Origin of the sequence: Dactylosporangium sp. NPDC051485, assembly GCF_040682015.1 — a bacterium.
In the GTDB taxonomy this organism is placed as follows: Bacteria; Actinomycetota; Actinomycetes; order Mycobacteriales; family Micromonosporaceae; genus Dactylosporangium.
Genome location: NZ_JBFAZW010000005.1, coordinates 52,727 through 75,260, shown reverse-complemented (window position 1 = coordinate 75,260; position 22,534 = coordinate 52,727). Strand labels below are relative to the sequence as shown.

Below are 22,534 nucleotides of genomic sequence, written 5' to 3'. Positions count from 1 at the left end.
GTTTCCACGCGGGATTCATGGTGCCGATGCCGACGTTGCCGGACGGTTACAGGATCAGGTGGTCGTCGGCGTCGTTGTTGATGCCCACGATGAAGCGGGCGCTCTCGCCTGTGCCGCCGACGGTCGGCGCGTCCTGATACTGGATGAAACCGTAGTCGCTGCCGCGGTTGCCACAACTGCGGAACACGATGCTGCTGGCTCCGCCGGAATTGTCGTGGTCGATGATCAGCGACCCTTGGTCCGGGCCATGTGTCGTGCCGGTCGGCTCCATGATGCGTACCCGGCCGCCCCAGACGTCGAGGAGGGTCCAGGGCGTGGTGGGGCTGCCGATGCCGACGTTCCCGTTGGCCGCGACGATGAGCCGGTTGGCCTTGTTCGTCACCAGGGTGAGCGGATGGTTCGTGGCAGTTCCGATGATCTGGCCGGCTGGGGCTCCGTAGGTGCCGGCGTTGTGCGCCATGATGCGTGCGTCGATCCCTGGGGCGCGGACCGACAGTTTGGCGGTGGCGGAGCCGTAAAGGTCGAGGGTGCGTGACCAGCCGTCGGCGTTCTCGGGGGTCGTTGTGCCGACGCCGACGTCGCCGCTGGCGTTGACGGACAATGCGGGGCCGGCGTCGCGCGACGAGTCTGCCGTGACGTTGAGGGTGCCGAGCAGGTCGAGCTTCGCCGCGGGATTCATGGTGCCGATGCCGACGTTGTTGCCGATGGGGTTGATCGCCAGCGGCGACGGACCGTTCGACTGGATCCACGTGTACGTCGCCTGGTAGCCCAGCCGCAGGTTCGGCTGGTTCGTCGGCCCGACGATCACGCTGCCCCCGCTGTCGGGCGAGGTGTTCGCGTCCACGACGTGCAACCGGACAGCCGGTGTGGTCGTGCCGATGCCGGTGTTCCCGTTGGCCGCGACGGTGAGCCGGGTGGCCGAATTCGTCGCCAGGCTGAGTGGGTGGTTCGTGGCGGTCCCGATGATCTGGCCGGCCGGGGCTCCGAAGTGGCCGGTGGGGTGGGCCATGATGCGGGTGTCGATCCCTGCGATGCGGACCGACAGTTTTGCGGCGACGGAGCTGTAGAGGTCGAGCGTGCGCCACCAGCCCTCGGCGTTCTCGGGGGTCGTTGTGCCGATGCCGACATTGCCGCTGGCGTTGACGAACAACGCGGGGCCGGCATCGGCCGACGAGCCTGCGGTGACGCTGAGGGTACCGAGCAGGTCGAGCTTCGCCCCGGGACTCATGGTGCCGATGCCGACGTTGCCGGACGGTTGCAGGATCAGGTGGTCGTCGGCGTCGTTGTTGATGCCCACGATGAGGCGGGCGCTCTCGCCTGTGCCGCCGACGGTCGGCGCGTCCTGATACTGGATGAAGCCGTAGTCGCTGCCGCGGCTGCCCTTGCTGCGGAACACGAGGCTGCTGGCTCCGCCGGCGTTGTCGTGGTCGATGATCACCGACCCTTGGTTCGGGCCGTGTGCCGTGCCGGTCGGCTCCTGCACGTGCAGCGGGGCGGCCGGCGCGGTCGTGCCGATGCCAACGTTGCTACCGGCGGGGTTGATCGCCAGCGGCGCCCCGTTGTGCGACTGGATCCACGCGTACGTCGCCTGGTAGCCCAGCCCCAGGTTCGGCTGGTTCGCCGGCCCCACGATCACGCTGCCCCCTGTGGCGGGCGGCGTGTTCGCGTCCACGATGTGCAGCCGCGCCTTCGGGTCGGCGGTGCCGACGCCGACGTAGCCGGGCACCCGCAGGCCCGCCACCTGCGCCGTGCCCGCGGCCACGAATGAGCCGTTCGTGATGGTCCACGAGCCGAGCCCAACGCCTGGGTCGTCCCACGTTGTCGGCGCGTCCGAGGGGGCGACGACGGCGGTGCCGTCCTGCAGCGCGGCGCCGGCAGTCGGGCTCTCGTCCCACCGGGTCGCGCTCTGCCCGCCGGTGGTGGCGATGTCGGACTCCACCTCACGGAATCTGATCGAGACCGGGAACGCCTCCGTCACGTTCTTCTTCGGGAAGGTCAGCACCAGCGGCTCGGTGAGCACGATGTGGCGGCCGAGTGCGTCGACGGCCGTGCCGGGCGAGATCGTCATCTCGTATGGCGCGGACGTCGTCACCTGCAGGCCGGTCAACACCCCGGGGACGCCGAGCTCCCGCAGCGTGCGGCGCTCACGGTCGAGGTGGTACTTCTGCTCGTCGATGAAGTCCTGGTCCTGGAGGAACTGGCCGTCGAAGAACCGGACCCGCTTGGTGGCGGCGTCCGGTTGCCTGTAGTCAGCCATGGCTCATCCTTCCATCTGCTCGGCCGTGCCGAGCCAGGTGTTCTGTCCGAGGATCAACAGGGCGGGTGCGTCGTGCTCGGCTTCGCGGAGCGGCACGGAGACCAGGCGCATGGTCGGGACCACGACCTTCAGCGCGTAGAACGTGTGTGCCGGCTTCTCCAGGTCGATGATCGCCCGGGCTACCTGCTGGGTCCGGCGCAACCGGTCGGGATCGCCGTCGTGCAGCGTCAGCTTGACCTGGAAGTAGTGCGGCGGGTCGACGAAGTCGTCGTAGATCGCGACATTGTCCGCGGTCGAGTCGGGACTCAGGGGCCGCATGTAGATCCGCAGCACCCGGCGCAGGCCCCCGAGCGTGCCGCGCTGGCGGTAGAGCGGCACGACCTCGCGCAGGAACCCGCGCACGGTGGCCTCATTGAAGTCCGCCCGCAGGCTCAGCGCGACCCAGCCGGCCAGCCAGGGCAGGAACTCGGTCGGGGTCGCGGCCGGGTCGAAGAGTTCCGACAGCCCGTCGATCCGGGGCTGCAGTCCGACCTCGTTGACGTCGGGTGCGCCGTCGAGCACGGCCTCGAACGCGAGCAGGAAGCGCCCGAGGAAGTCGCCCTGCCGGAAGGTCGCCGGGAGGTGATCCAGGTAGCTCACGACGCCGCCCAGGTGTACGGGTAGGTCCGGCCGGTGCTGCCGTAGCCGGTGAACGTGACGGTGGTGAGCCGTACGAGGTCGGCCGGGCCGGGGTCGGGTGCCGTGACGGTCAGGTTCTCCACGTAGTCGATCCCGGTGACACCCTCGAGGGTGGCGTAGAGCTCGGAGCCGAAGACCGCCCGCCCGAACGGCCATCCGGCTCCGTCCGCACCGCCGGTCAGCGGGTCGAGCAGCGCCGCGAGGGCGTTCTTCGCCGCGGGGAAGGTGGTGTCCGGGACGGCGTCGGACCGCAACGCCACATCCGCCTGGACCCGCACGGGCAGATATCCCGGCCCGACCACATGGTGCCTGGTGGTCAGCAAACGGCGAGGGAGCAGGAATTTGGACAGCGCGTCGAGGAGGGCGCCGGACGGCTGCGGCGGCCCACCGCCCCGCGGCCCGGCCGGCACCACGACCACGCTCAGGTGGGCGGGCGCCTCGGCGGTGGGCTCGGCCGCCGTGAGGTCGCGGTTGGGCAGGCAGAGCACCCGGGCCACCCGGCCGGCGCCACCGAGTGCGATCGCATCCGCGGTGCCCGGCCAGGTGGTCAGCAGCAGGTACCGCACGTCGTCCTCGGTGGCGGCTCGGTACCGCTCCCGCTGGCCGCGGGCCACCTGGGTCTTGGCGCTGTCCAGCGGCAGTGCCGCGCTCGCGCCGTGCGGGCCTTCGAGCAGGGCCAGGAACACCCGGACGTTCTTCTCCGGCACCTGACCGGCCTGGAACATCATCATCTCGGTGAGCCAGGCGAACAGCTCGGCCAGGGCGACGCCGGGATCGCTGGGGTTCAGGTCGGTCCAGCCCGGGTCCAGGGCCGGGATCAGGGTCCGGGCCTGCGCCATCAGGTCGGCGAAGGCGGGCGCCTCGTCACCGGGGACGGGGATCGGCATCGTCGCTCACCTTTCCAGGCTCATGGTCACGGTGTGCTCGCCGGAGTGCACCAGTGCCCGGTCCAGCCACTGCGCGATGTCGGCGGCGACCGGGTCGGCGGCGTGGGTGATGGAGCGGTCGAGCACCTGCGAGACCCGGTCGGCCAGGCCGGGGGCCTCCGGCGTGAGGGTCAGCGTGAGGTTCTTGACGTGATCGACGCCGGGCACCCGTTCGGCGACCGCGTAGATCTCCGACTGATGCGGTTTGCGGCCGAACGCCCAGCCCGCGCCGTCCGGGCCGCCGGTCAGCGGGTGCAGGAACGCCGACAGCGCGGCGACGACGGCGTCGCGGGTCTGGTCGGCCGCGCCGGCGTCCACGGGCACGACCGTGGCCGCGACCGTCGCACCGATCCACTCCGGGCCGGCGACCCACGGCTGGACCGTGGCCGCGCACCTCGCCCGCAGGTATGCCCGGACCTGGCTGAGCAGCCCGTACCCGGGTGCCGGCCGGGCGACCGCGGAGTCCGGCACCACGATGACACCCCACTGACCGGCGTCGGCGCTGCTGTGGCCGGGCAGCAACACCGGGTGGTCGGGGTCCATCCACAGGGCCAGTGGGTCGAACTGGGTCGGCACGACCGCCTTGACCCGGGCCACCTCGGTGGAGGCCTCCCGGGCGAGATCCTCGACGTCCTGGGCGGTGACCGCTCGCTCGCGGTGACGCAGTACGAGCGGGCCGCGGGCGATGACGTCGTGCAGCGACTCCTCGGCGGCACCACCCTCGGCCGGCATGTGGTTGGTCACCGAGTCGACCGATGGCAGCGCCACTTTCAGGGTGGTGACCGCGCCGGCGGGCTGGTTGCCGCCCGGACCACCGCCGGTGTGGTAGCTGATGCGGACGTTGGACGGCGCGACCGGGGGCAGGGCGCCGGCCGTGCCGTCACCGAAGGTTACGGCGCCGGTCAGCGGGTCCAGGGTGTAGTGCCGGTCGGTCGGCCCGGAGTCGTAGAAGTCGCTCACCTGCTGCCAGGTCGCCCAGGTGCCGTCGCTTGCCCGGATCTCCAGCCGCGCGCCCGGCAGTACGGGCGACTGCGTCGTCGTCAGCACCTGGCCGGGGCCGCCGTTGCCGGATCCCAGCACCTCGGCCGTCACCGATGTCGCCTGCGTCGCGGTCACCGTGTTGGCCAGGACGGCAGCCAGCCGCGGCGTGACCGGGAAGTAGCCACTTTGCCAGCGCAGCCGGACCCAGGCCGCGGTGACGCCGAAATGGGGCGCGAGGGTCAGGTCGGCCGGCGGCAGGAACCGGACCACGCCGCTGGCCGACAGCGTGGCCGTGCCGTCCTCGACCAGGAGCGGCGCCCAGCCGGCGGGCGACAGATAGTCCCAGCGGACGTGGGCTGCGGTCTGCGGGTCGAGCCCCGCCAGCTGGTCGGCGCTGACCTCGGCCGGGTCGGGGTCAGCCACGGCCAGGTAGAGGGTGACCGGCGATGGGCCGGGAGCTCGGTCGAAGCCCAGGTACAGCGCGGGCTCGTCGTCCTCGACGGGTTCGAAGGGCGCGAAGCCGCCGGTCCGGACGACGTGGCCGCGGTCGTCGGAGGTCACCAGGGCCACCGGCGCGGCGTCCGGCCGGGCGCCCGGCAACCAGCTCAGGGTTTGCACCACCGGCGGCGCCAGTGTGGCCGGCTGGAGTACGTAACCGCCGTCGCTCGCCTGCACGTACCGGGCCGGCGAGCCGTAGCCGGGACCGGCGAGCCGGGCCCGGACCTTCGCGATCGCCGCCACCCCGGCCGCGGGCGTGAGCGTTACCCGGCCCCCGGTACTGAAGAAGGCGCCGGCGTCGGCGGTCATCGGTGTCCAGGTCGTGCCGTCGAAGCCATCCCAGGCGATCGCGGGCCGGTCCTGGACCGCCGGGACCGGCGCGCCACTGCCGTTGATCGGGTTGACGAGCGACGCCTCCAGCGTCAACGGGGCGGCCAGGCCGGTCGGGCAGCTGATCTCGAGCGTGTCGCCGAACGCCGGCTGGGTGCCGAAGGGCCAGAACGGACGGGAACTGTCCAACGGCGCACCGTTGAGCGCGATCGTGGTGACGGGTACGGCCGGCGGCCCGGGATCGCCGGCAATGTGGACGGCGTCGAGCCGCGGCAGGTCCCATTCGGAGTCGACCACGACCGACCCGATCACCGGCGGGGTCGTGTAGTCGCCTCCGCCACCGTCGATCTCGATGCGCAGCCAGCGCCCAAGCCGAGTCCGATAGAGCGCGACCGGCCAGGTGGCCGGGGTGACGAAGTCGATCACACCGTCCCGGCTGAAGGCGAACGTGCCGTCGCGGAAACCGGTGCCCGCGGAGCTGCCGTCGTCCGCCGAGGTCGCGGTGCCCAGCGGGACCCAGTCGTTGCCGAGCTTGTACGCCCAGTTCAGCCTCGTCGGCGACGGGCCGGCGCGGCCCGGGGTGCTCAGCGAGACGTGCAGGTGGGCGAGGGCGCCACCGGGGGCCAGGGCCTGGTCCACGCTGAGGTAGAACCGCCGCACCTGGCCGGTGTCGCCGAACGGCGCGACTCCGGGCGCGAAGTCCTGCGGGCTGCGGGCGCCGACGGCTATCGACTCGGGAGGCTGGCCTGCGTCGCCGGCCGGCAGGCCGTGAGCCAGGCTCGCCCGGACCCAGCCGGCGCTCACGGCGGCCACGGTCAGGGAAGGTAGCGGCGCAACGGCGTCCAGGGCGACCACCACGTCGCCGCCGTGGACGGAGACGGCGGCCGGGACCGGGACCCAGCGGGTGCCGTCCCACGCCGACCAGACGAGCGACCCGTTGTGCCAGATCGGCGCATCCGAGGTGGTCAGCCGGATCGTCAGCGGGCCGGCCTCCTTGGTGGGCGCAACGCCGATGAGCAGGTCGTGGGGTACGGGCCGGTCGCCGGTGAACGCCGGGAACGGGCCGGCCGTCGCCGTCCGGTCGCTGAACCTGTCGCCGACGGGGTCGCCGACGAACACCGCGACGAGGTTCGCCGGCGAGACGGTCAGGTCGGCGTCGGTCGCGAATCCGACCTCGTCGCCGGTCGCGACCGGGGTGCCCGCCGGCACGAGCACGCCGGCCGTCGTACCGCTCGCGAGCGTGAAGGTCAGTGGCACCTGGGCGGGCCGCGGCGGGCGGGGCTGGGTGCCGATGAGGTTGAGGAATGACACGAAGTTGCGCATCGGCGCCTGGTTCAGGTGGTCCACGACCAGCTGGGCGAACCGGCTGAACACGCCGATCAACGCGGTGCCGGGGTCCGGCGCGGCGCCAGGCCCGGGCGGGGTCCAGCCGCTGTAGTGCGCGGCCAGCTCGGTGGTCCGGCGGGCGAGGTCATCGCCGGAGCGCGGGTCGACGAGGGGGGCGTCCACACTCACTCCAGGTAGAAGGGGTAGACCAGATTGACCCGGCTGTTGCTGGACCGGATCTGGTAGGTGATGGCCACCGACAGGCGGCGCGGGTCCTGCGGATCCTGCGTCGTCGTCACGTCGACGACATCGATGCGCGGCTCCCACTCGGCCAGGGCCTCGCGGACCGCCTGCGAGATCTGCCCGGTCGTCCCGGAGTCAACGAGCCCGAAGACGTACTCCGAAATGGTGCAGCCGTAGTCGGGCCGCATCACCCGCTCGCCGGGCGTGGTGGACAGGATCATCCGGATGGCGTCGTCGACCGCGCCGTCCGGTTCGGGCGAGCGCAGGATCGTGCCGTCGCCGGCCAGCCGGATCGGGAACGCCCACCCGCTGCCGAGGAAACCGCTCACCCGATCATCACCGTCCCGGCCGCGACCACCGTGCCGGCTGGCACGTCCTGCGGGTCGTTGCACGTGTCGGCGGGATCGCCGGACCGGGCGGCGGGTTTGCCGTTGATCTTCACCGTGGCGCTGCCCTGCTTGATCGTCGACAGGTTGGAGGGCGGCCGCTGGAAGGCGGTGCCCGGCGCGGTCGGCAGGTGTGGCGGAGTGTTGGTCGCCGTGCTGCCAACCACCGCCGCGGGCTTGCCCATGATCATGACGTTGGTGCTGACGCCGCCTTGGATGACGCCGTCGAACGGGTGCGGCAGGGCGACCGGCGGCACGGGGGCCGGCGGCAGGACGATGTGCACGTCCATCCCGACCACGCGGTCCCCGGCCTTCGCGGCTGGCTGTCCCATCGTCGTTGCCTTCCTCGGTCGGTCCGGGCTTCAGTTGATGTTGATGGTCGAGCCCTTGAGCACCAGTTCGTCCTTCGCGGTGACGTTCGCGGTCCCGCCCCGCACGCTCAGTTCGCTCTGCGCCTCGATCTTCACCGAGCTGCCCTTGAGGGTCAGCGTGCCGCCATCCGCGCTGATCGTGACGTCCTGGGCGGCGGTCACGGTCACGGCGTTGGCGGCGGTGTCGATCACGACGGAGTTCTTCCCGCTCTTGTCGACGACTTCGATCTTTTCGGCGCCGTCGGTGTCGGTCAGTCGCACGACGTGTCCGCTGCGCGACTTGATCATTCGGATGTCGTTGCTGCCGCTCTCGTTCGCGTCCGGCGGCTTGTCCACGCCGTTCCAGAGGGCACCCACGACGTACGGCCGCTGGGAGCTGCCGTGCTCGAAGGCCACCAGGACCTCGTCGTCGACCTCGGGAGGGAAGAAGACGCCGCGCTGCGGTCCGGCCATCGGGACGGCGATGCGGGCCCAGTCGGTCTCGGTGTCCTCGGCCAGCCAGGGCAGGCGCAGCTTCACCCGGCCCAGACCGTCCGGGTCGCGGGTGTTGGTGACAACGGCGACGCAGACGCCTGGGAAATACTGCGCCGTACGTTCCTGCGCGAACAGCTCGTCGTAATCCCCCATGTCACACTCCCGATCGCCGGACGTCGAAGCTCGTCCGGAAGCCCCGGTCCAGTTCGAGGTCGTGACGTACGCCCGTGATGTAGTAGGCGCCGCTGAAGGTCTTGCCGGCGCCGGTGATCTGGACCGTGGTGCCGGCGTGCAGGTCCGGCCGCCCGGCGAGCTCGGCCTCGCCCCGCACGTAGCCGTCGCCGAGATCCGCCCGTAGTCCGCGGGCCGCCAGGTCGGCGTCCGCCGCCGTCGCCACCGGCGCGTCGACGACCACCGCGTCCGTGCGCAGACCGAAGGCCCGGTCCGAGCTCGTACCGCCGCCGGTCGCCGGCAACCGGGCCGTGACCGGCTTCTTGGTCTTCGGGTCCCAACCCCGCACGACGGCATGACCCGACTGGCCCATCGAGCTCAGCCGCGGCGTGAAGCTGCTGAGATCGTCGGTGACGTCGAGGACCACCGACGGCGGCCGGTCGTCGGCGGGCGGGTGGAAGTGCAGCACCCGGTCGCGGACGAAGAACTCGTAGCCGATCAGGCCGGCCCGCTGCCGGAGGAACTCCAGATCGCTCTGGTTGCTCTGCAGCACGAGGTCGCGCACGGTCCCGCTGTCTGTGACCTGGGCGCGCAGGCCCGCTTCGACGGCGACATTCGAGGCGATCGCGCTGTCCTTGGTCGCCGTGAAGCCCCGGGTCTTGCGGCCGCGGGCGAGCCGGTGCCGGTGGTCGTACCCGCGCACGGTCAGGGTCGGCGGCGAGTCCTCGGCGAACGACGGCTCCAGGCCGGTGATCTCGCCGGTCATCACCGTGGTGAGCGCGTCGACGTAGCCGAGCTGGATCGTGACCTGGTTGCCGACGGCGAAGGCCGGGTCGTCGGGCCACGTCACGGTCAGGGTGGCCGGATCCCAGCAGTACAGGTCGATGGTGAACATGCTCAGCGCGTCGATGGACTCATCCACATGGATCGCCCGGATGTCCCCGGCCGCGGCCGGGGTCAACGGGGCGCCGTTCACGATGACGGCGAAGTCTGGGACGTTCGACTTCAGCGGCATCGCGGTCACCGGGCCAGTTTCGGGATCGTGAGCACGGTCCCGGGCAGCAGTGTGCGCGGGCTCGCGATGGCGTTGGCCACGGCGATGTCCCGCCAGCGGGCCGAATCCTGGTACTCCTGGGCGGCGATACTCGCGAGCGTGTCGCCGCGCCGGACGGTCCGGACCTTGACGACGTCGGCCGAGTGCACCTCGTTCGCCTTGGCCGTGGCGGAGGTCTGGTACTCGGTGAAGGTGCACTGCAGCGTGGCCCGCACCGGCGTGCCGTCGCTGAGGAACATCGAGAACCGCTGGTCCAGCTGGGTCAGTACGCCGGTGAAGATCTCCGACTGGATGCCCCAGCTCAGCCGGCATACCGGCGGGCTGTGCAGCTCGCGGTCGACCTCCGCGAGCACGGCGATCCGGCGGGTGGCCCGGGTGACGTCCTGGCCGCTCTCGTACGTGTCGAAGAACAGTTCGAGCGACAGCGTCTCCGGTTCCAGTCCGAGGAACTGCTGCGGTGCGGACCATGCCGGACTGCCGTCTCCCGCGACCTGAGTCTGGCTGACCTTGGCCCGGTGCCAGTTGACCGAGCGGGAACGGCTGAGCTGTCCCGGGTTGTAGGCCAGGGTCACGGTCTGCGTGGAGCGGGTCGCGCCGCCGGTGTAGCTGATCCGCAGCTTCTGCACGTCGTCGCCCGCGGATCCCGAAAGACCGGTGACTCCGGTCAGGTCCAGCAGTCCCATCAGCGCACCCTTCGACGTTCGGCCTCGATCGCCAGCTGCCGCACGACCCGCCGCTGGACCTCTACGGCCAGGCCATCGAGGTCGATGGCGTGGCGGCCGGCCGGGTGAGTGGGCGCCGTGGGCCGGTCGGCTGCCTCGGCCCGCCGGGACGGCAACGTGTCCTGCTCAGCCCGCGTCGGGGTGGCCGACGCGCGGGTGGAGGGCACGGACGAGGTCCGGGTGGGCAGGGCGCCGGCCCGGCGCTCATCGTCGGCGCCAGCCAGGGGCAGCGGGAGTCTGCTGGTGGCGGCCGGGAACGGTGCGGATGCGGTGGTGGCGAGTGTCGTGGCGATCGGTGTCATGGGCGCCGCGGCCCGGCTGATGGCGGGCAGCGGGGCCGCCGGGCCGGCCGGGGACGTCGCGACCGCCGGGGTCGTGGCGGCCGAGGATCCAGACGCGACATCCAGCGGGCGCGCCGGCCAGATCGGGTTCGCCGGCATCGCAGGCTGGCTTGTCGCCGCCACGGCGACCCATGGCGCATCGGCCCGTGACGCATCGATCGGTGGAGTCGGCCGTACCGCAGCCGTCGGGGGCGGCGACACGGACCGCACATCAGCGTCCGGACTCGACGCGATGCGCGACGGTGCCATCGGGACGCCGGGAAGCCCGATGGGCACCCTGGCGAGAGGGCCCGCGTCAACGAATGTCGCCATCCAGGCGGAGCCCGTGAGATGCGCCGATCGGGCCGGACCCGAGCCAGGGGAGAACAGGTCCGCACCGCTGCCGAGGTCATGCGGCGCGTCACTCGCCGCGGCGATGCGGCCGGGGCTTGCCGTGATGGCCTTGAGCTGGACCACGGGTCCGCCGTCGGGTGCTGCCACCGGAGTCACCCGAGTTGCCGCAACCACGGGGGTGGCGGTGGACGGCTGCGGCGGATGTTCCGGGGACGCGGCGACCGGCTCGGCGTACACGAACGGCACCGCGTCCAGACGGGTCTCGTCCATGCCGACGTACCGCCGGATCATCCCGGCCAGCGGCGCCGGCGCCATACGAACGTGGCGGGTGAGGATGCGCTCGGCCAACTCCGCATGGTCGACCAGGCCGGGGCGGTGGGCGCGCTGCCAGAGCCGGGCCCCCAAGACGCTCATCGCACGCCCTGACTGATCGTGTTGCCGGTCGCCGCGGCCTGACCGAGCACCGGCCTGGTCAGGCCCTCGTGGGCGATCTCGATGGCCTCGACGCCCATCTGGTCGCCGGTGGCGCTGAACTCGGGACCGGTCCAGCTGACCGGCAGCCCGTTGCGGAAGTTCCACCACATCACCGGGATCTGCTGCCGGTCGAGCAACAGGATCGTGCCGTTACGCCGCTGGATCCGACCGGCGACGGCGTCGGCGTGCCAGTTCCAGAGCGCGCCGCTGGTGGTCAGGCCGTGCCGCAGCGTGAGATTGCCGGGCGTAGCGCCGGTCGGCAGGGTGTGCACGTATCCGTTGACGCCGCCCTCGCGGTACTGCTCGGTTTCCAGCCGGCTCTCCAGCCCGGTGACCTGGGTGAAGCCGCCGACCAGCAGGCCGTCGATCTCGACCGCGAAGTTGAAGGTGGGAAGGGGTTCCAGGGCCGGGACCGCCGGTACCCATGCCCCGGCCACCGAGGCCGCCCAGGACAGGCCCAACGGCACACCCGACGACGTCATCTGCTGGCTCCCGTCTGCTCGTTCAGTCTCTGGTTGATCCGGGCGATCTCACCGACCCAGCGGCGCCGTTCGGCGTGTTCCAGCCGCATGATCTGCTCGTATGGCCAGTGGAAGTGAAAGGCCACGTACGCTACCTCCGCGTGCAGCTGGTCCGCGGGGTAGCGCGTCATCCCCCCTGGCCGGCGGTCTCCACTTCGAAAGCCTGAGTACAATGTGGACACTGGACCTGGAAGCGGGCGTGGCCGGTGAGGTTGATCCGCTGGTAGAAGTCCTGCAGGTAGGCCAGGTCGGCGGCGTACAGGTTCTCGACCGTCCGGGTGTTGATGTGCTCCAGACCGCCCAGCCGGGTGATCACCCGGGCCAGCAGGATGACCACGAGGTAGCCCGGGTTGGCCCGCACCCGCGGGTCCTTGATGGGCTCGATCTCGTCCAGCGCCGTGGCCAGACGCATGATCCCGTCCCGGTGCACTGTGCCGTCCGGTGCGACCAGGCCTCGCGGCAGGGTGAACTCGAACTGGGTGGCCTGGATCTGCGCTACGGAGCCGGCGGTCAGCTCCACTGATCGACCTCGATCCGCTCGTAGGCGAGGGTGATCTGCTCGACGGCGATCTCGTCGCTGCTGGCCGACAGGCTCGGACCGGTCCAGGACGTCGGCCAGGCCTCGAACAGGTTCCAGGTGATCTTTGCGTTGCCGGCGTCGTCGAGCATGCTGATCGAGATCGTGTGCCGCTCGACGGCGCCGCCGGCGGCCTTCTGCCGCCACTCCCAGAGCTTGGAGTCGCTGGTGAAGCCGCGGCTCAAGGTGATGTCGGAGTACGTGTTCAGGCCGGGCCGCTTGCGCGAGCTGAGCTGCTTGTCGGTGCCCTCGCGGTACTCGATCGCGTTCTGGGTGCTGGCCAGTCCGGAGCACTCGCGGAAGCCGGCCCGGGTGATGCCGTCCAGTTCCACCGCGAAGTTGTAGCCGCCGTAGGGGTCCACTCTGGTCATGTCGCTTCTCCTTGGTCTGTCGCTGCCGATCGGGGTGCTCAGGCGGCCTGCACGTCGGTGCCGTCCGCGGTCCGCACGACGTTGAGGACCAGGACCTCGGCCTGCGCGGCGAGGCAGACACCGACCTGGGTGACGACCTGGCCGGTCGCGCGCACGTCCGGCGGGTTCGTCTCGCTGTCGCACTTGACGAAGAAGGCGCTGTCCGCGGTGCTGCCGCGCAGGGCGCCGCGCTGGTACAGGCCATCCAGGTAGACGGTGAGCTCGCGCATGATCCGCACCCACAGCCGTACGTCGTTGGGCTCGTCCACCAGGTCGGTCATGAACGTCTCCAGCCGGCGGACGATCTCGGCGACCACCCGCCGGGCGGTCACGTCCCGCCAGGCCGGGTCGTCGCTGACCGTCCGGGCGCCCCAGACCTGAAACCCACGCCCGGGCAGGGCCAGGACGGTGTTGACCCCGGCCGTCGTCAGCTGGGCGAGATCGTCCGTGTTCCAGGCGACGTGTACGTCCAGGACGGTGTTCAACGGGATCCCGGCCGGCGCCCGCTGCGTGCCCGAGGCGTCGTCGGCGGCGGCATACACCCCGCTGACGTGGCCGCAGGGCGGCACGAGCACGTTGCCGGCGGCCACCAGCCAGGGCGCGTAGAGCGCTCCGTACGTGGCCGACGGGCCGGACAGCGCGGCCCGCTGGGCGAGCACGGTCGACGCGGACCCGGTCGGGACGGCGTCGAGCACCGCGAACCGGTCGCCCCGGGCGGCGCAGTGGTCGAGCACCTGGCGCTGCCGGCCGGTCACCGCGGTCAGGTCGCCGGTGCCCGGCCACGCCGGCGCGGTGACCAGATCGGGGACGCAGACCAGGTCGGCGTCGGCATCCTCCAGCGCGGCCAGCCCGGCGGCGAGCGCGTCGGCCTCTGGCATGTCCTCGCGCAGCCGGACCACGTGACACCGCTGCCCGCCGTTGGCGAAGAAGCCTGCCACGGCCGCCGCAAGGTATCCGCCGGAACTCGTGTACGTGCCCGCGAAGGCGCCCGGCCGCGCGAGCGGTGTGACGGTCCACGGGCCCGAGTCCGCCCTACCCAGAAACGCCGGTACGCCGGTGCGCACCGTCGGGGCGGGTGCCGGGGCGGTGGCTTGGATGTACAGCCCCGGCATCGGATAGGTCGCCATCACAGTCGTCAGCCCGTGATCAGCTCGACGCCGGCCCGGACCATTGGCTGATCCGGAACACCACGAACTCGGCCGGACTGACCAGGGCGACCCCGACCTCCGTGACGAGTTGTCCAAGGTTGCGGATCTCGGGCGGATTTGTGGTCTCGTCGCAGCGCACGTAGAAGGCCTGGGCGGCGGTGTCGCCGAGCAGCGCGCCGGACTCCCAGACGGTGGTCAGGAACGCGCCGACGTTGCGCCGGATCTTCGACCACAGGTCGGGGCCGTTCGGCTCGAACACTGCCCACTGGGTGCCCCGGTCGATGGAATCGCGCAGGTAGAGGAACAGCCGCCGGGAACTGATGTAGGTCCACTCGGGGTCCTCGGCACCGCCCATCGTGCGGGCACCCCAGATTGTGGTGTTGGTGCCGAACTGGCGGATCACGTTGACGCCGTCGGGGTTCAGCCCGGCCTGGTCGGCCTTGCTCAACAGGGTCTGGACGCCCAGCGCGCCCCTGATGACCTCGTTGGCGGGGGCCTTGAAGACACCGCGCTGGGTGTCCACCCGGGCGTAGACACCCGCGATGTGACCGCTCGGCGGCTGGTAGACGACCGCACCATCGCTGCCCTTCAGGCCAAGGTCGATCCATGGGTAGTAGACCGCGCCGTACGAGCTGTCGCGGCACTGCTGGATGCCGGCCTTGGTGAGGGTGGTCGTCGGCTGCCCGTCGAGGATCGCGAACCGGTCCTGCGTGTACTGGTTCTCGCAGTGGTCCAGCACGGCGTTCTGCACAGCCGCGCTGACCGCCCCCGGCACCGCGACGATGGCGATCTCGTAGATCGCCGCGAATCCGGTCAGCGCGGCCTTGACGTTCTCGACCGTCGCGATGTCGGCCACCGACGTCACCCAGCAGCGGCTGCCGCCATTGTTGAAGAACCCGTAGACGGCGTTACCGAGCACCGAGTTGCCGGCGCCCAGCTTCCCGAAGTTGCGTTGGAAGACGTCCCAGCTGGTCACCAGCACGGCCTTGCCGTCGGCGGCCCTGGTGTAGAAATCGGCCGGCTCCTTCGTCGTGCCGTCGGCCTTGACGCCGGAGCGGCCGGGGATCAGGGGCATCGTCACGTCTTGCGCGACCGTGCCGATGAAACCGGCCGTGCTGGTGCCGACTCCGGCGATGGGCTGGATCGCCGAGGGCACCTCCTCGACGTACACGCCGGGGGTGAGGTACTGGGGCATCGCAGGTCCTCCTCGATGGATCAGCCGGCCGGAGTGGGGTTCGGGCGAAGGTTCAGGGTGTGCGTGGTCACCTGCGGACCGGCCGGGGCCGGGGCGGCAACGTCGAAACTGAGGGTGATGGCGTAGTGCAGCGAGGCCTTGGGCCGCCCGCCCATCGCCTGCCAGAACTCGCCCAGGCTGGTGAGCTGGTTGTCGGCCGTGATCCGGGTCGGCATCGGCGGTTCCTGCCCGATCAGCTCGCCCCGCAGGTACTGCGCCGGGATGCTCCGGTGCCGTAGCAGTACCTTCAGCAGCGCACCGAGCATCCGGTGCTCGTCCTCGGCCGGGTTCGGCGCGGTGGCGGTGGGCCAGGCGGTGATCAGGTACGAGCAGTTCACCCGGGCCGGCGGCCGGCGGCGCTGCCCGTCCTCGATCTCCCAGACACCGCTGCGCAGATCGAGATCCTCGCGGATGTCGTACAGGAAGAACGAGATGGCGGGCAGCGCCACGGACGCCGGCGGGAAGTCGTTGTCCGGCCCGACGAAACTGACCGCCACGTCGGGAATGCCGAGTTCGGCCTCGACGAGCGCGGCCAGCGAGGCGTCCAGGTCCTGGAACATGCGCCATGTCTACCGGGGCGGTGACTCGCCGGCGTCTCACGACGCGTCTTCGACGCCGTCTTCCGGGCCGAAGCGTCAACCGGACGCGGGGGTGACCTTCACCCGGAGCAGTTCGTTGACACCCGAACCCTCAACCTCCCTGGGCAGCGTGCTGGATGCGAGCACCTGGGGAGTCGATGCCCGCACCACGGTTCCCGGCAGGATCACCTCTTCGTCCTCGCGCCGTACGGCGGAGAGGGGGCTGATGTCGTGGGCCGGAACATTGCGGAACTCGATCATCACCGCAGTGGTGTTCTCCGGCGCGTCGCTCGGGTTCCTGCGCGCGAATGCCCAGGCCGTCGCTTTCTTGCGACTGGCGCTGAGTATGCCCCCCACCAGATGTGGCTTGCCGCTGCCGACCATACTCCTGATGGCGGAACGCATCTTGTCCCCCTCGCCCCGCATTCCCCGGTACAGCAAATCGGTCCCGGTCACCGGCAGCTTCCGCATGGCGGCGTTCGCGATCCCGCCGTGCAGGCGCCCATCGCGGACCAGCTCGGCCGCCGTCGCCCTGGTCGCGGAGTCGGCGTTTTGCGGCTGCCAGGACGGGTCGTTGGCCATAGCGGGATTGATGTACTTGTAGTCTTGGGCCGTGTAGACGTACACGGCGTACGCCTCCGCCTTGGTCAAGTCGGGCGCGTCGGCCGGATCGGACGGCCGGTAACGAATATCCGGGTCCCTCATGCGCCTCCTCATCACCTGGGAAAGCGCGGGCAAGATTCGCTCGCCACTGTCCAGCGAGGCGATCGCCAGGTCGCGTTTCTCCGGGGTCAGTCGTCGATCGCGCAATGGGAATCCATGCCTCGCCGCGTCCCGCTCCACGAGGAGCCGTTCACGCCATTTCCTCTTCTTGATCTCCTGGCCGTAAGCGTCGACGGTGATCTGGTACGACAACTCGTGCGCGGCCTCTTCCTTGATCGCCTGTACCAGCTTCGCGCGATCGCGATGGTCGCCGTCGGTGCCCCGGCCGTCCGATGCGTGCGCCCCCAGCCACGTCGAGGCGGCGGCGATCAGCGCGTCCAACTCCTGCATCATCACCTTGGGGTCGAGGTGCACCTGGGAAGTCGCGACGCTCTGCAACGCCGTATGCAAATTCGTGCTGTCGTCTCCCCAGCTCCTGATCGTGACCACCAGGTCCGAGTCGGCGCCGTCGCCGAGCGAACGCATCAGACGCTCGTCCCGCAGCCGCCTGGTCAGGCCCTTCAACTCCCAACCTTCTCGGTCCCGCAGCCGGCTGATCGTGCCTGACCCCGGGAAGTGCTGGACCGCCGGAGCGCCGGCATCGCCGGATTGCTGGGCGACGTGCGTCATCTCGTGCGCGATCAGCGCGCGGCCCGTGCTGGTGTGCGGGGCGTACTGTCCGGCGCGGAAGAAGATGTCCCGGCCGCGGGTGAGCGCGAGCGAGCCCGCACCGCGGTTGAGGTTGTCGGCGTGGAAGTCGGTGTGCAGGTGGACGCCGGACAGGTCGGCACCGGTAGCCTGTTCCATCCGGATGCGCAGGTCGTCCAGGCCGGTGGTGGTGCCGGCGAGGCGCTGCGCGATCCGATCGGCTTCGCGTTCCCAGCGGTCGCCGGGGTTACCGGTGGCAGCTTTTGCCTGGACCGCTTTTGCCTGCACCGCGGCGCCGAGCAGGGCCTGCACGGCCTGGTTGCCGTGCGACTGCTGCAGGCGACCGAACCCCGAGCCCGGGCGCCGTCCTCGGTTGGGTCCGGGCCCCTCCGCAACCGCGGGGGTTGCCGGCGCGGTGACGATCGGGGGCTGGAACGGCTTGTGCTGGCGAGCGATCACGCCGATCAGATATACGTGCCCGCCGTCTTTCAGGCGTCTGCCCGAGCGTCTCGCTCAGGTGGACGGGATCTTCCCGAGCTGCTGGTACTCGCGGCGGGTGGCCCGCTCGAGGTGGTCCATCGTGATGGTCCCGCCGTCGGCGGCGGCGAGGAAGGCCGCGCTGACGGCGATGTTGCGCAAATGCCCGCCGGGCAGGTCGATCCGGGTGGCCAGCTGGTCGAGGTCGAGGTCGGGGGCCACGGGGGCGGCGGCCGGCCAGATCCGCCGCCAGATGCGCAGCCGTTCCTCGACCCGTGGCACGGGGAACTCGATCACGGCGTGCAGGCGGCGCACGAAGGCCTCGTCCATGTTCTTGCGCAGGTTCGTGGCCAGGACGACGACGCCCTCGTGCTCCTCCAGTTTCTGCAGCAGGTAGCTCGTCTGCAGGTTGGCGTGGCGGTCGTGGGCGTCCTTGACGGCGGTGCGCTTGCCGAACATGGCGTCGGCCTCGTCGAAGAAGAGCACGCAGTCGCCGTCATGCGCGGCGGCGAAGACGGCGGCCAGGTTCTTCTCCGTCTCCCCGATGTACTTGCTGACCATCGCGGCGAGGTCGACGGCGAACAGGTCACGGCCGAGCTCACGCGCGATGACCTGGGCGGCCATCGTCTTGCCGGTGCCGGAGGGCCCGGCGAACAGGACGTTCAGCCCGGGGCCGGAGGCCACCGACGCGCCGAAACCCCAATCGTCGAGTACCTTGCCCCGGAAGCGGGCGACATCGGCGAGCTCGCGCAGGCGCAGCGCCTTGTCCGCCGGCAGCACCAGGTCGGACCAGCCGTGCCGGGGCGGCACCAGCCGTGCCAGGGCACGCAGTCGCCGGCGCGAACTCTCCCGGGCGCGGAGCCGGTCGACCGGTAGCTCGACCCGGCTGCCGCGCGGCAGTACCGTTGCCAGGAGCTCGTCGGGCCCGGCCACGATGGCCGGGCCGGGCAGGCAGACCGCCCAGGTGGCCAGCTGGTCGAGCCGCGCGGGTGACCCGGTCAGTTCCTCGAGGCCGCTGAGCATCGTCGGCGATCCGGTCAGGCGCAGCTCCCGGCCCGTTTCGGCCAGCAGTAGCCGGAAATCGAGATCGGACAGCCCGGCGAGCCGGTCGGCGCGCAGGTGCAGCAGCGCCTGTCCGCGCCGCCCGGCAAAGGCGGCGGCCACCGCGGTCGCGTGCGCCGCGTCGGACAGCGGACACAGCAGCACCGTGCCGCCGGCCGCGGCCTCGACGAGCCGGGAGACGCCATGCAAGTCCGGCTCGGCCCCCGGCCGGACCACCTGCACGAGACCCTGCCATTGCTCGGGGACCTCGGGCTCGGTGCCCTGGCCGAGCAGGAACCGGGCGACCCGCGGTTCGAGCCGGACCAGTTGGTCGAGCAGCGAGACCGCCGGACCTCCCGGCGGATCGCTCAGGCGGACCAGCCGATGGGTGACCAGCGGCGCCGACGGCCCGAAACGCGCGCGGGCCGCAAGCTTGGTCTCCAGGTCCACACAGGTCAGGTCGAGGATCAGGTCGATCGACGGCAAGCGGCGGGTGGCGTCGTCCTGCAGATAGCCGTAGAGCCGCTCGTAGCGCCGGTCGACCTCCGGAGCCAGGCAGATCAGCAGCGCGTCCAGGTCGGCGTCGTCCAGGCCGAACGCCTGAGCCAGGAGGCGCAGCCGCGGCCACCCGGCCTCCGGATTCGGCTCCGGGCGGGGATCCGGGAGTGGATCCGGGCCCGGTGGGGTGTGCAGGAGCGTGTCCGCTTCCGCGTCCGAGACGTAGTAGGCGGACATGTCGTCGCCGTGGACGCGCTCGCGGAACCGGCCGACCGCCGCCTCGAGGGCGGCGTCGAGCCTGGCGAGGTCGGCGAGCAGAAGGCCGACCGGAGGCGGCGACATCAGCCGACGCCGCGATGATGGCGGCCGACCAGGGCGATCAGCTCCTGGAGGCTCGCCTGGATCTCATCGAGCCGGGCGTGCAGGGCCAGATCGGGCGCAGGCTCCCGACGGGCCGGCGACGTGGTGAGCGTGGTCGTCGACGGCACCTCGTCGCGCAGGATCTGCTCGTACAGCTCTCGGGTTTGCGCCGACGGCCCGACGCCGAGTTCCCGGCCGAGGACGTCGGCACAGGACTGGTACTGGCGCACCGCCTCGCCCCGGTTGCCGTTCGCGTAGTGCAGGCTCATCAGCTGGCGATGCACGGATTCACGGGCCGGGTCGTGCCGCAGGGCCAGTTCGCCATAACCGACGGCTTTGACGCCGAGCTGTCGAACCCGGCACCAGGTCATCAATTTTTCGAGCATCACCAAATAGGCCTGCTCGAACCGCGCCCGCTCCGGGAGGCACCATTCCTGGGGCCAGCCGGCGAGCAATTCGCCGCGGTAAAGGCCGATCGCCTTCTCCATCGCCCTCCCCTCGGCGTCGCTCAGATTTTCCCCGACGTCCGCGAGCAGTCCGGAGTACGCCTGGTCGAATTCATTGACGTCGGTCCAGACAGCAGCGCGAGAATTGATCTGTAACCACCCCGGACTCGAACTGTCAACCAACTCCTCGCCGATTCCTTCGGAAGGCCGGTTCAACGCGGCGTTGAGCTTCCAGAGGGCTTGCCGCAGATATCGTTTGGACGACGCACCGCTCTCGTCGGGCCAGAGAAACTCGGACAGCAGCTCCCGGCTGGACCCACGCTCATGGTGGATGAGCAGGAAGCAAAACAGCTCGAGAGACTTCGCTGGAATTCGTGTGGTCTCGCGGCCCGATCGATGCACCGACGGTATTCCGAAAAGTCTTACGCTGAGTCCGTTCACCCCGTTGTCCTCACGATGCCAGAAACGATCACAGTGCCTTCCTGAGGAGCCGGACAGACCTGAGGGTCATGACCCAAACGCAAGCGTACGAGAAGTACCTGGCATCGGCAAACATCATTGCAAAGGTTGTCAGGTGATTTTTGTCCACACCGGAGGCTTTCGTGTTGGTAGCGCGTATCACCCAACATGTCGCCGGCGCAAGAGGCCATGGCGCTCAAGTTGTATCCGAGTCAATGATTGACACATTTACCCTAATTTCCGATTTGAGCGCACCAACCCGGCTGTTTCGTGCGCCAGGCAGACTCGGAGGCAGCCTGGCGCCGCGGGTCGCGCTCGATCAGCGTCCCCGATGCCGGGGTGGCGCGGTGGGTCGTGGCCGAGCGGCAGCCACCACGGCCCGGGCGATCGGCGACCTCGGCCAGCATCACCGCGGTGCCGCAATGCAGTGCCACCGGTGGGAGCGGGATCGGCCGGACCCGCAACCTCAGGTCTCGCCAGCGGCCGCGGTCCGGTCCAAGGCCGGGCGCCGGGCCACCGGCGGTTGCCGGCGACGGGACCGCAACAGCAGCGTCGCCGCGGCTGCCGAGCCGCAGGAGGCCAGCAGGATCGCCAGCCTGGCATGCTCCCCGGCCGGGGTGCCCGCGCCGAAGGCGAGCTCGGCGATGAGCAGCGACACGGTGAACCCGATCCCGGACAGCATTCCCACCACCGCCAGGTCCTGCCGGCCGAGCCCGCCAGGCAGGGCCGCGCCCGTCACGCGCCGGGCCAGCCACGTCGCCGCCAGCACGCCGACCGGCTTGCCGAGCATCAGGCCGGCCAGGACGCCGAGGGTCACCGGGTCCCGCAGCGCCGCGCCGAGCGACGTGGCGCCCGCGAGGGGCACACCCGCGGCGAAGAACGCGAAGACCGGCACCGCGAACCCGGCCGACACCGGCCGCAACCGATGCTCCAGCCGCGCAGCAACATCGACCCGACCAGCCGGCCGCACCGGCACCGTGAACGCCAGCAGCACCCCGGCCACGGTCGCGTGCACCCCGGACGCATGGACCAGCAGCCACACCAGAACGGCAAGCGGCCCGAGCAGCCACCGCCCGGGGCCGTCGCGGCGCATCAGCCACGCGAACACGGCCAGCGGCACGGCCGCCGCCAGCAGCGGCAGAACCGCCAGCCCGGCCGTGTAGGCGACCGCGATGATGCCGATCGCGAGCAGGTCGTCGACCACGGCCAGGGTCAGCAGGAACGTCCGCAACGCCGCCGGCACCCGCGACCCGCCCAGCGCCAGCACCGCCAGCGCGAAGGCGATATCGGTGGCCGTGGGCACCGCCCAGCCGCCCAGGTCACCGGCGGAGGCGTTGACCGCCACATACAGCAGCGCCGGCACGGCCATTCCCCCGACGGCCGCCACGACCGGCAGCACCGCCCGCCGCGGATCGCGTAGGTCGCCGGCGACGAACTCGCGCTTGAGCTCCAGCCCGGCGACGAAGAAAAACACCGCCAGCAGCCCATCCGCCGCCCACGCCGCGAGCGTCAGGTCGAGATGCCAGGCCGCCGGCCCAACCCGCCAGTCGCTGAGGCGGGCATACCCGCCCGCCCACGGCGAGTTCGCCCACCCGAATGCCACCAACGCCGCGACGAGCAGCAGCAGCCCGCCAACCGTTTCGGTACGCAGCATCTCGGCGATGCGCCGAGACAACACCCAGCGCCCGGTCAGACCGGTCATGAAATCCTCCGGAGTCGATCGGCATCAACACGCCGACCAGACTTCCCGGCACACCAGTTCACGAGCCTACGCGATGAACCCACCCGGCGAACAGCAGCACCCCGGCTATCGCAGCGCTCGGCGAGGTCACGGACAGCCTCGGGGACGCCCCGCTCACCCCGGGCCAAG

General features: G+C 70.9%; 21 protein-coding genes. All 21 read right to left on the bottom strand.

Going from position 1 to position 22,534, the window contains the following annotated elements:
* Positions 1-46: 46 nt before the first annotated feature.
* Complete coding sequence (locus tag AB0M46_RS04125; protein ID WP_363332808.1) at positions 47-2,257, bottom strand: hypothetical protein; 2,211 nt, start codon at positions 2,255-2,257, stop codon at positions 47-49.
* Between the two features lie 3 nt (positions 2,258-2,260).
* Positions 2,261-2,896, bottom strand: a complete 636-nt coding sequence (locus AB0M46_RS04120; RefSeq protein WP_363332807.1) for a phage tail protein — start codon at positions 2,894-2,896, stop codon at positions 2,261-2,263.
* Positions 2,893-3,822 (bottom strand): hypothetical protein, encoded by a 930-nt coding sequence (locus AB0M46_RS04115; RefSeq protein ID WP_363332806.1) that lies wholly within the window; start codon positions 3,820-3,822, stop codon positions 2,893-2,895. The genes AB0M46_RS04120 and AB0M46_RS04115 overlap by 4 nt, the downstream gene beginning before the upstream one ends.
* Before the next feature lie 6 nt (positions 3,823-3,828).
* Complete coding sequence (locus tag AB0M46_RS04110; protein ID WP_363332805.1) at positions 3,829-7,179, bottom strand: putative baseplate assembly protein; 3,351 nt, start codon at positions 7,177-7,179, stop codon at positions 3,829-3,831.
* 2 nt (positions 7,180-7,181) lie between these two features.
* Positions 7,182-7,568 carry a GPW/gp25 family protein gene (locus tag AB0M46_RS04105; protein WP_363332804.1) on the bottom strand — a complete coding sequence of 129 codons (387 nt, stop codon included), beginning with the start codon at positions 7,566-7,568 and terminating at the stop codon, positions 7,182-7,184.
* Positions 7,565-7,957 (bottom strand): PAAR domain-containing protein, encoded by a 393-nt coding sequence (locus tag AB0M46_RS04100; protein ID WP_363332803.1) that lies wholly within the window; start codon positions 7,955-7,957, stop codon positions 7,565-7,567. The genes AB0M46_RS04105 and AB0M46_RS04100 overlap by 4 nt, the downstream gene beginning before the upstream one ends.
* 30 nt (positions 7,958-7,987) lie before the next feature.
* The gene (locus tag AB0M46_RS04095; protein WP_363332802.1) at positions 7,988-8,623 is read right to left on the bottom strand and encodes a phage baseplate assembly protein V; all 636 of its coding nucleotides are present in this window, start codon (positions 8,621-8,623) and stop codon (positions 7,988-7,990) included.
* 1 nt (position 8,624) lies between these two features.
* On the bottom strand, positions 8,625-9,656 hold the full coding sequence (locus AB0M46_RS04090) for a contractile injection system protein, VgrG/Pvc8 family (RefSeq protein WP_363332914.1): 1,032 nt from the start codon (positions 9,654-9,656) through the stop codon (positions 8,625-8,627).
* A gap of 5 nt (positions 9,657-9,661) precedes the next feature.
* Positions 9,662-10,378, bottom strand: coding sequence for a LysM peptidoglycan-binding domain-containing protein (locus AB0M46_RS04085; RefSeq protein WP_363332801.1), 717 nt, complete (start codon positions 10,376-10,378; stop codon positions 9,662-9,664).
* The gene (locus AB0M46_RS04080; RefSeq protein WP_363332800.1) at positions 10,378-11,505 is read right to left on the bottom strand and encodes a hypothetical protein; all 1,128 of its coding nucleotides are present in this window, start codon (positions 11,503-11,505) and stop codon (positions 10,378-10,380) included. The genes AB0M46_RS04085 and AB0M46_RS04080 overlap by 1 nt, the downstream gene beginning before the upstream one ends.
* Entirely contained in the window at positions 11,502-12,047 is a 546-nt protein-coding gene (locus AB0M46_RS04075; protein WP_363332799.1) for a phage tail protein, read from the bottom strand. The genes AB0M46_RS04080 and AB0M46_RS04075 overlap by 4 nt, the downstream gene beginning before the upstream one ends.
* Complete coding sequence (locus tag AB0M46_RS04070) at positions 12,044-12,217, bottom strand: DUF6760 family protein (RefSeq protein ID WP_363332798.1); 174 nt, start codon at positions 12,215-12,217, stop codon at positions 12,044-12,046. The genes AB0M46_RS04075 and AB0M46_RS04070 overlap by 4 nt, the downstream gene beginning before the upstream one ends.
* Positions 12,214-12,606: a hypothetical protein gene (locus AB0M46_RS04065; protein WP_363332797.1), complete on the bottom strand. Its 393-nt coding sequence runs from the start codon at positions 12,604-12,606 to the stop codon at positions 12,214-12,216. The genes AB0M46_RS04070 and AB0M46_RS04065 overlap by 4 nt, the downstream gene beginning before the upstream one ends.
* Complete coding sequence (locus AB0M46_RS04060; RefSeq protein ID WP_363332796.1) at positions 12,597-13,034, bottom strand: phage tail protein; 438 nt, start codon at positions 13,032-13,034, stop codon at positions 12,597-12,599. Before AB0M46_RS04060 ends, AB0M46_RS04065 begins: the two co-directional genes overlap by 10 nt.
* Positions 13,035-13,072: 38 nt before the next feature.
* On the bottom strand, positions 13,073-14,200 hold the full coding sequence (locus AB0M46_RS04055; RefSeq protein WP_363332795.1) for a phage tail sheath subtilisin-like domain-containing protein: 1,128 nt from the start codon (positions 14,198-14,200) through the stop codon (positions 13,073-13,075).
* 19 nt (positions 14,201-14,219) lie between these two features.
* Complete coding sequence (locus tag AB0M46_RS04050; protein WP_363332794.1) at positions 14,220-15,416, bottom strand: phage tail sheath subtilisin-like domain-containing protein; 1,197 nt, start codon at positions 15,414-15,416, stop codon at positions 14,220-14,222.
* A gap of 20 nt (positions 15,417-15,436) precedes the next feature.
* A complete protein-coding gene (locus tag AB0M46_RS04045; protein WP_363332793.1) occupies positions 15,437-16,015 on the bottom strand; it encodes a DUF4255 domain-containing protein in 579 nt (192 codons plus the stop codon).
* 75 nt (positions 16,016-16,090) lie between these two features.
* Entirely contained in the window at positions 16,091-17,842 is a 1,752-nt protein-coding gene (locus AB0M46_RS04040; protein ID WP_363332792.1) for a DUF4157 domain-containing protein, read from the bottom strand.
* Positions 17,843-17,896: 54 nt separating this feature from the next.
* On the bottom strand, positions 17,897-19,741 hold the full coding sequence (locus AB0M46_RS04035; protein WP_363332791.1) for an ATP-binding protein: 1,845 nt from the start codon (positions 19,739-19,741) through the stop codon (positions 17,897-17,899).
* Positions 19,741-20,646, bottom strand: coding sequence for a bacterial transcriptional activator domain-containing protein (locus tag AB0M46_RS04030; protein ID WP_363332790.1), 906 nt, complete (start codon positions 20,644-20,646; stop codon positions 19,741-19,743). The genes AB0M46_RS04035 and AB0M46_RS04030 overlap by 1 nt, the downstream gene beginning before the upstream one ends.
* Positions 20,647-21,130: 484 nt before the next feature.
* Positions 21,131-22,366, bottom strand: a complete 1,236-nt coding sequence (nhaA, locus tag AB0M46_RS04025) for a Na+/H+ antiporter NhaA (protein WP_363332789.1) — start codon at positions 22,364-22,366, stop codon at positions 21,131-21,133.
* Positions 22,367-22,534 lie beyond the last annotated feature (168 nt).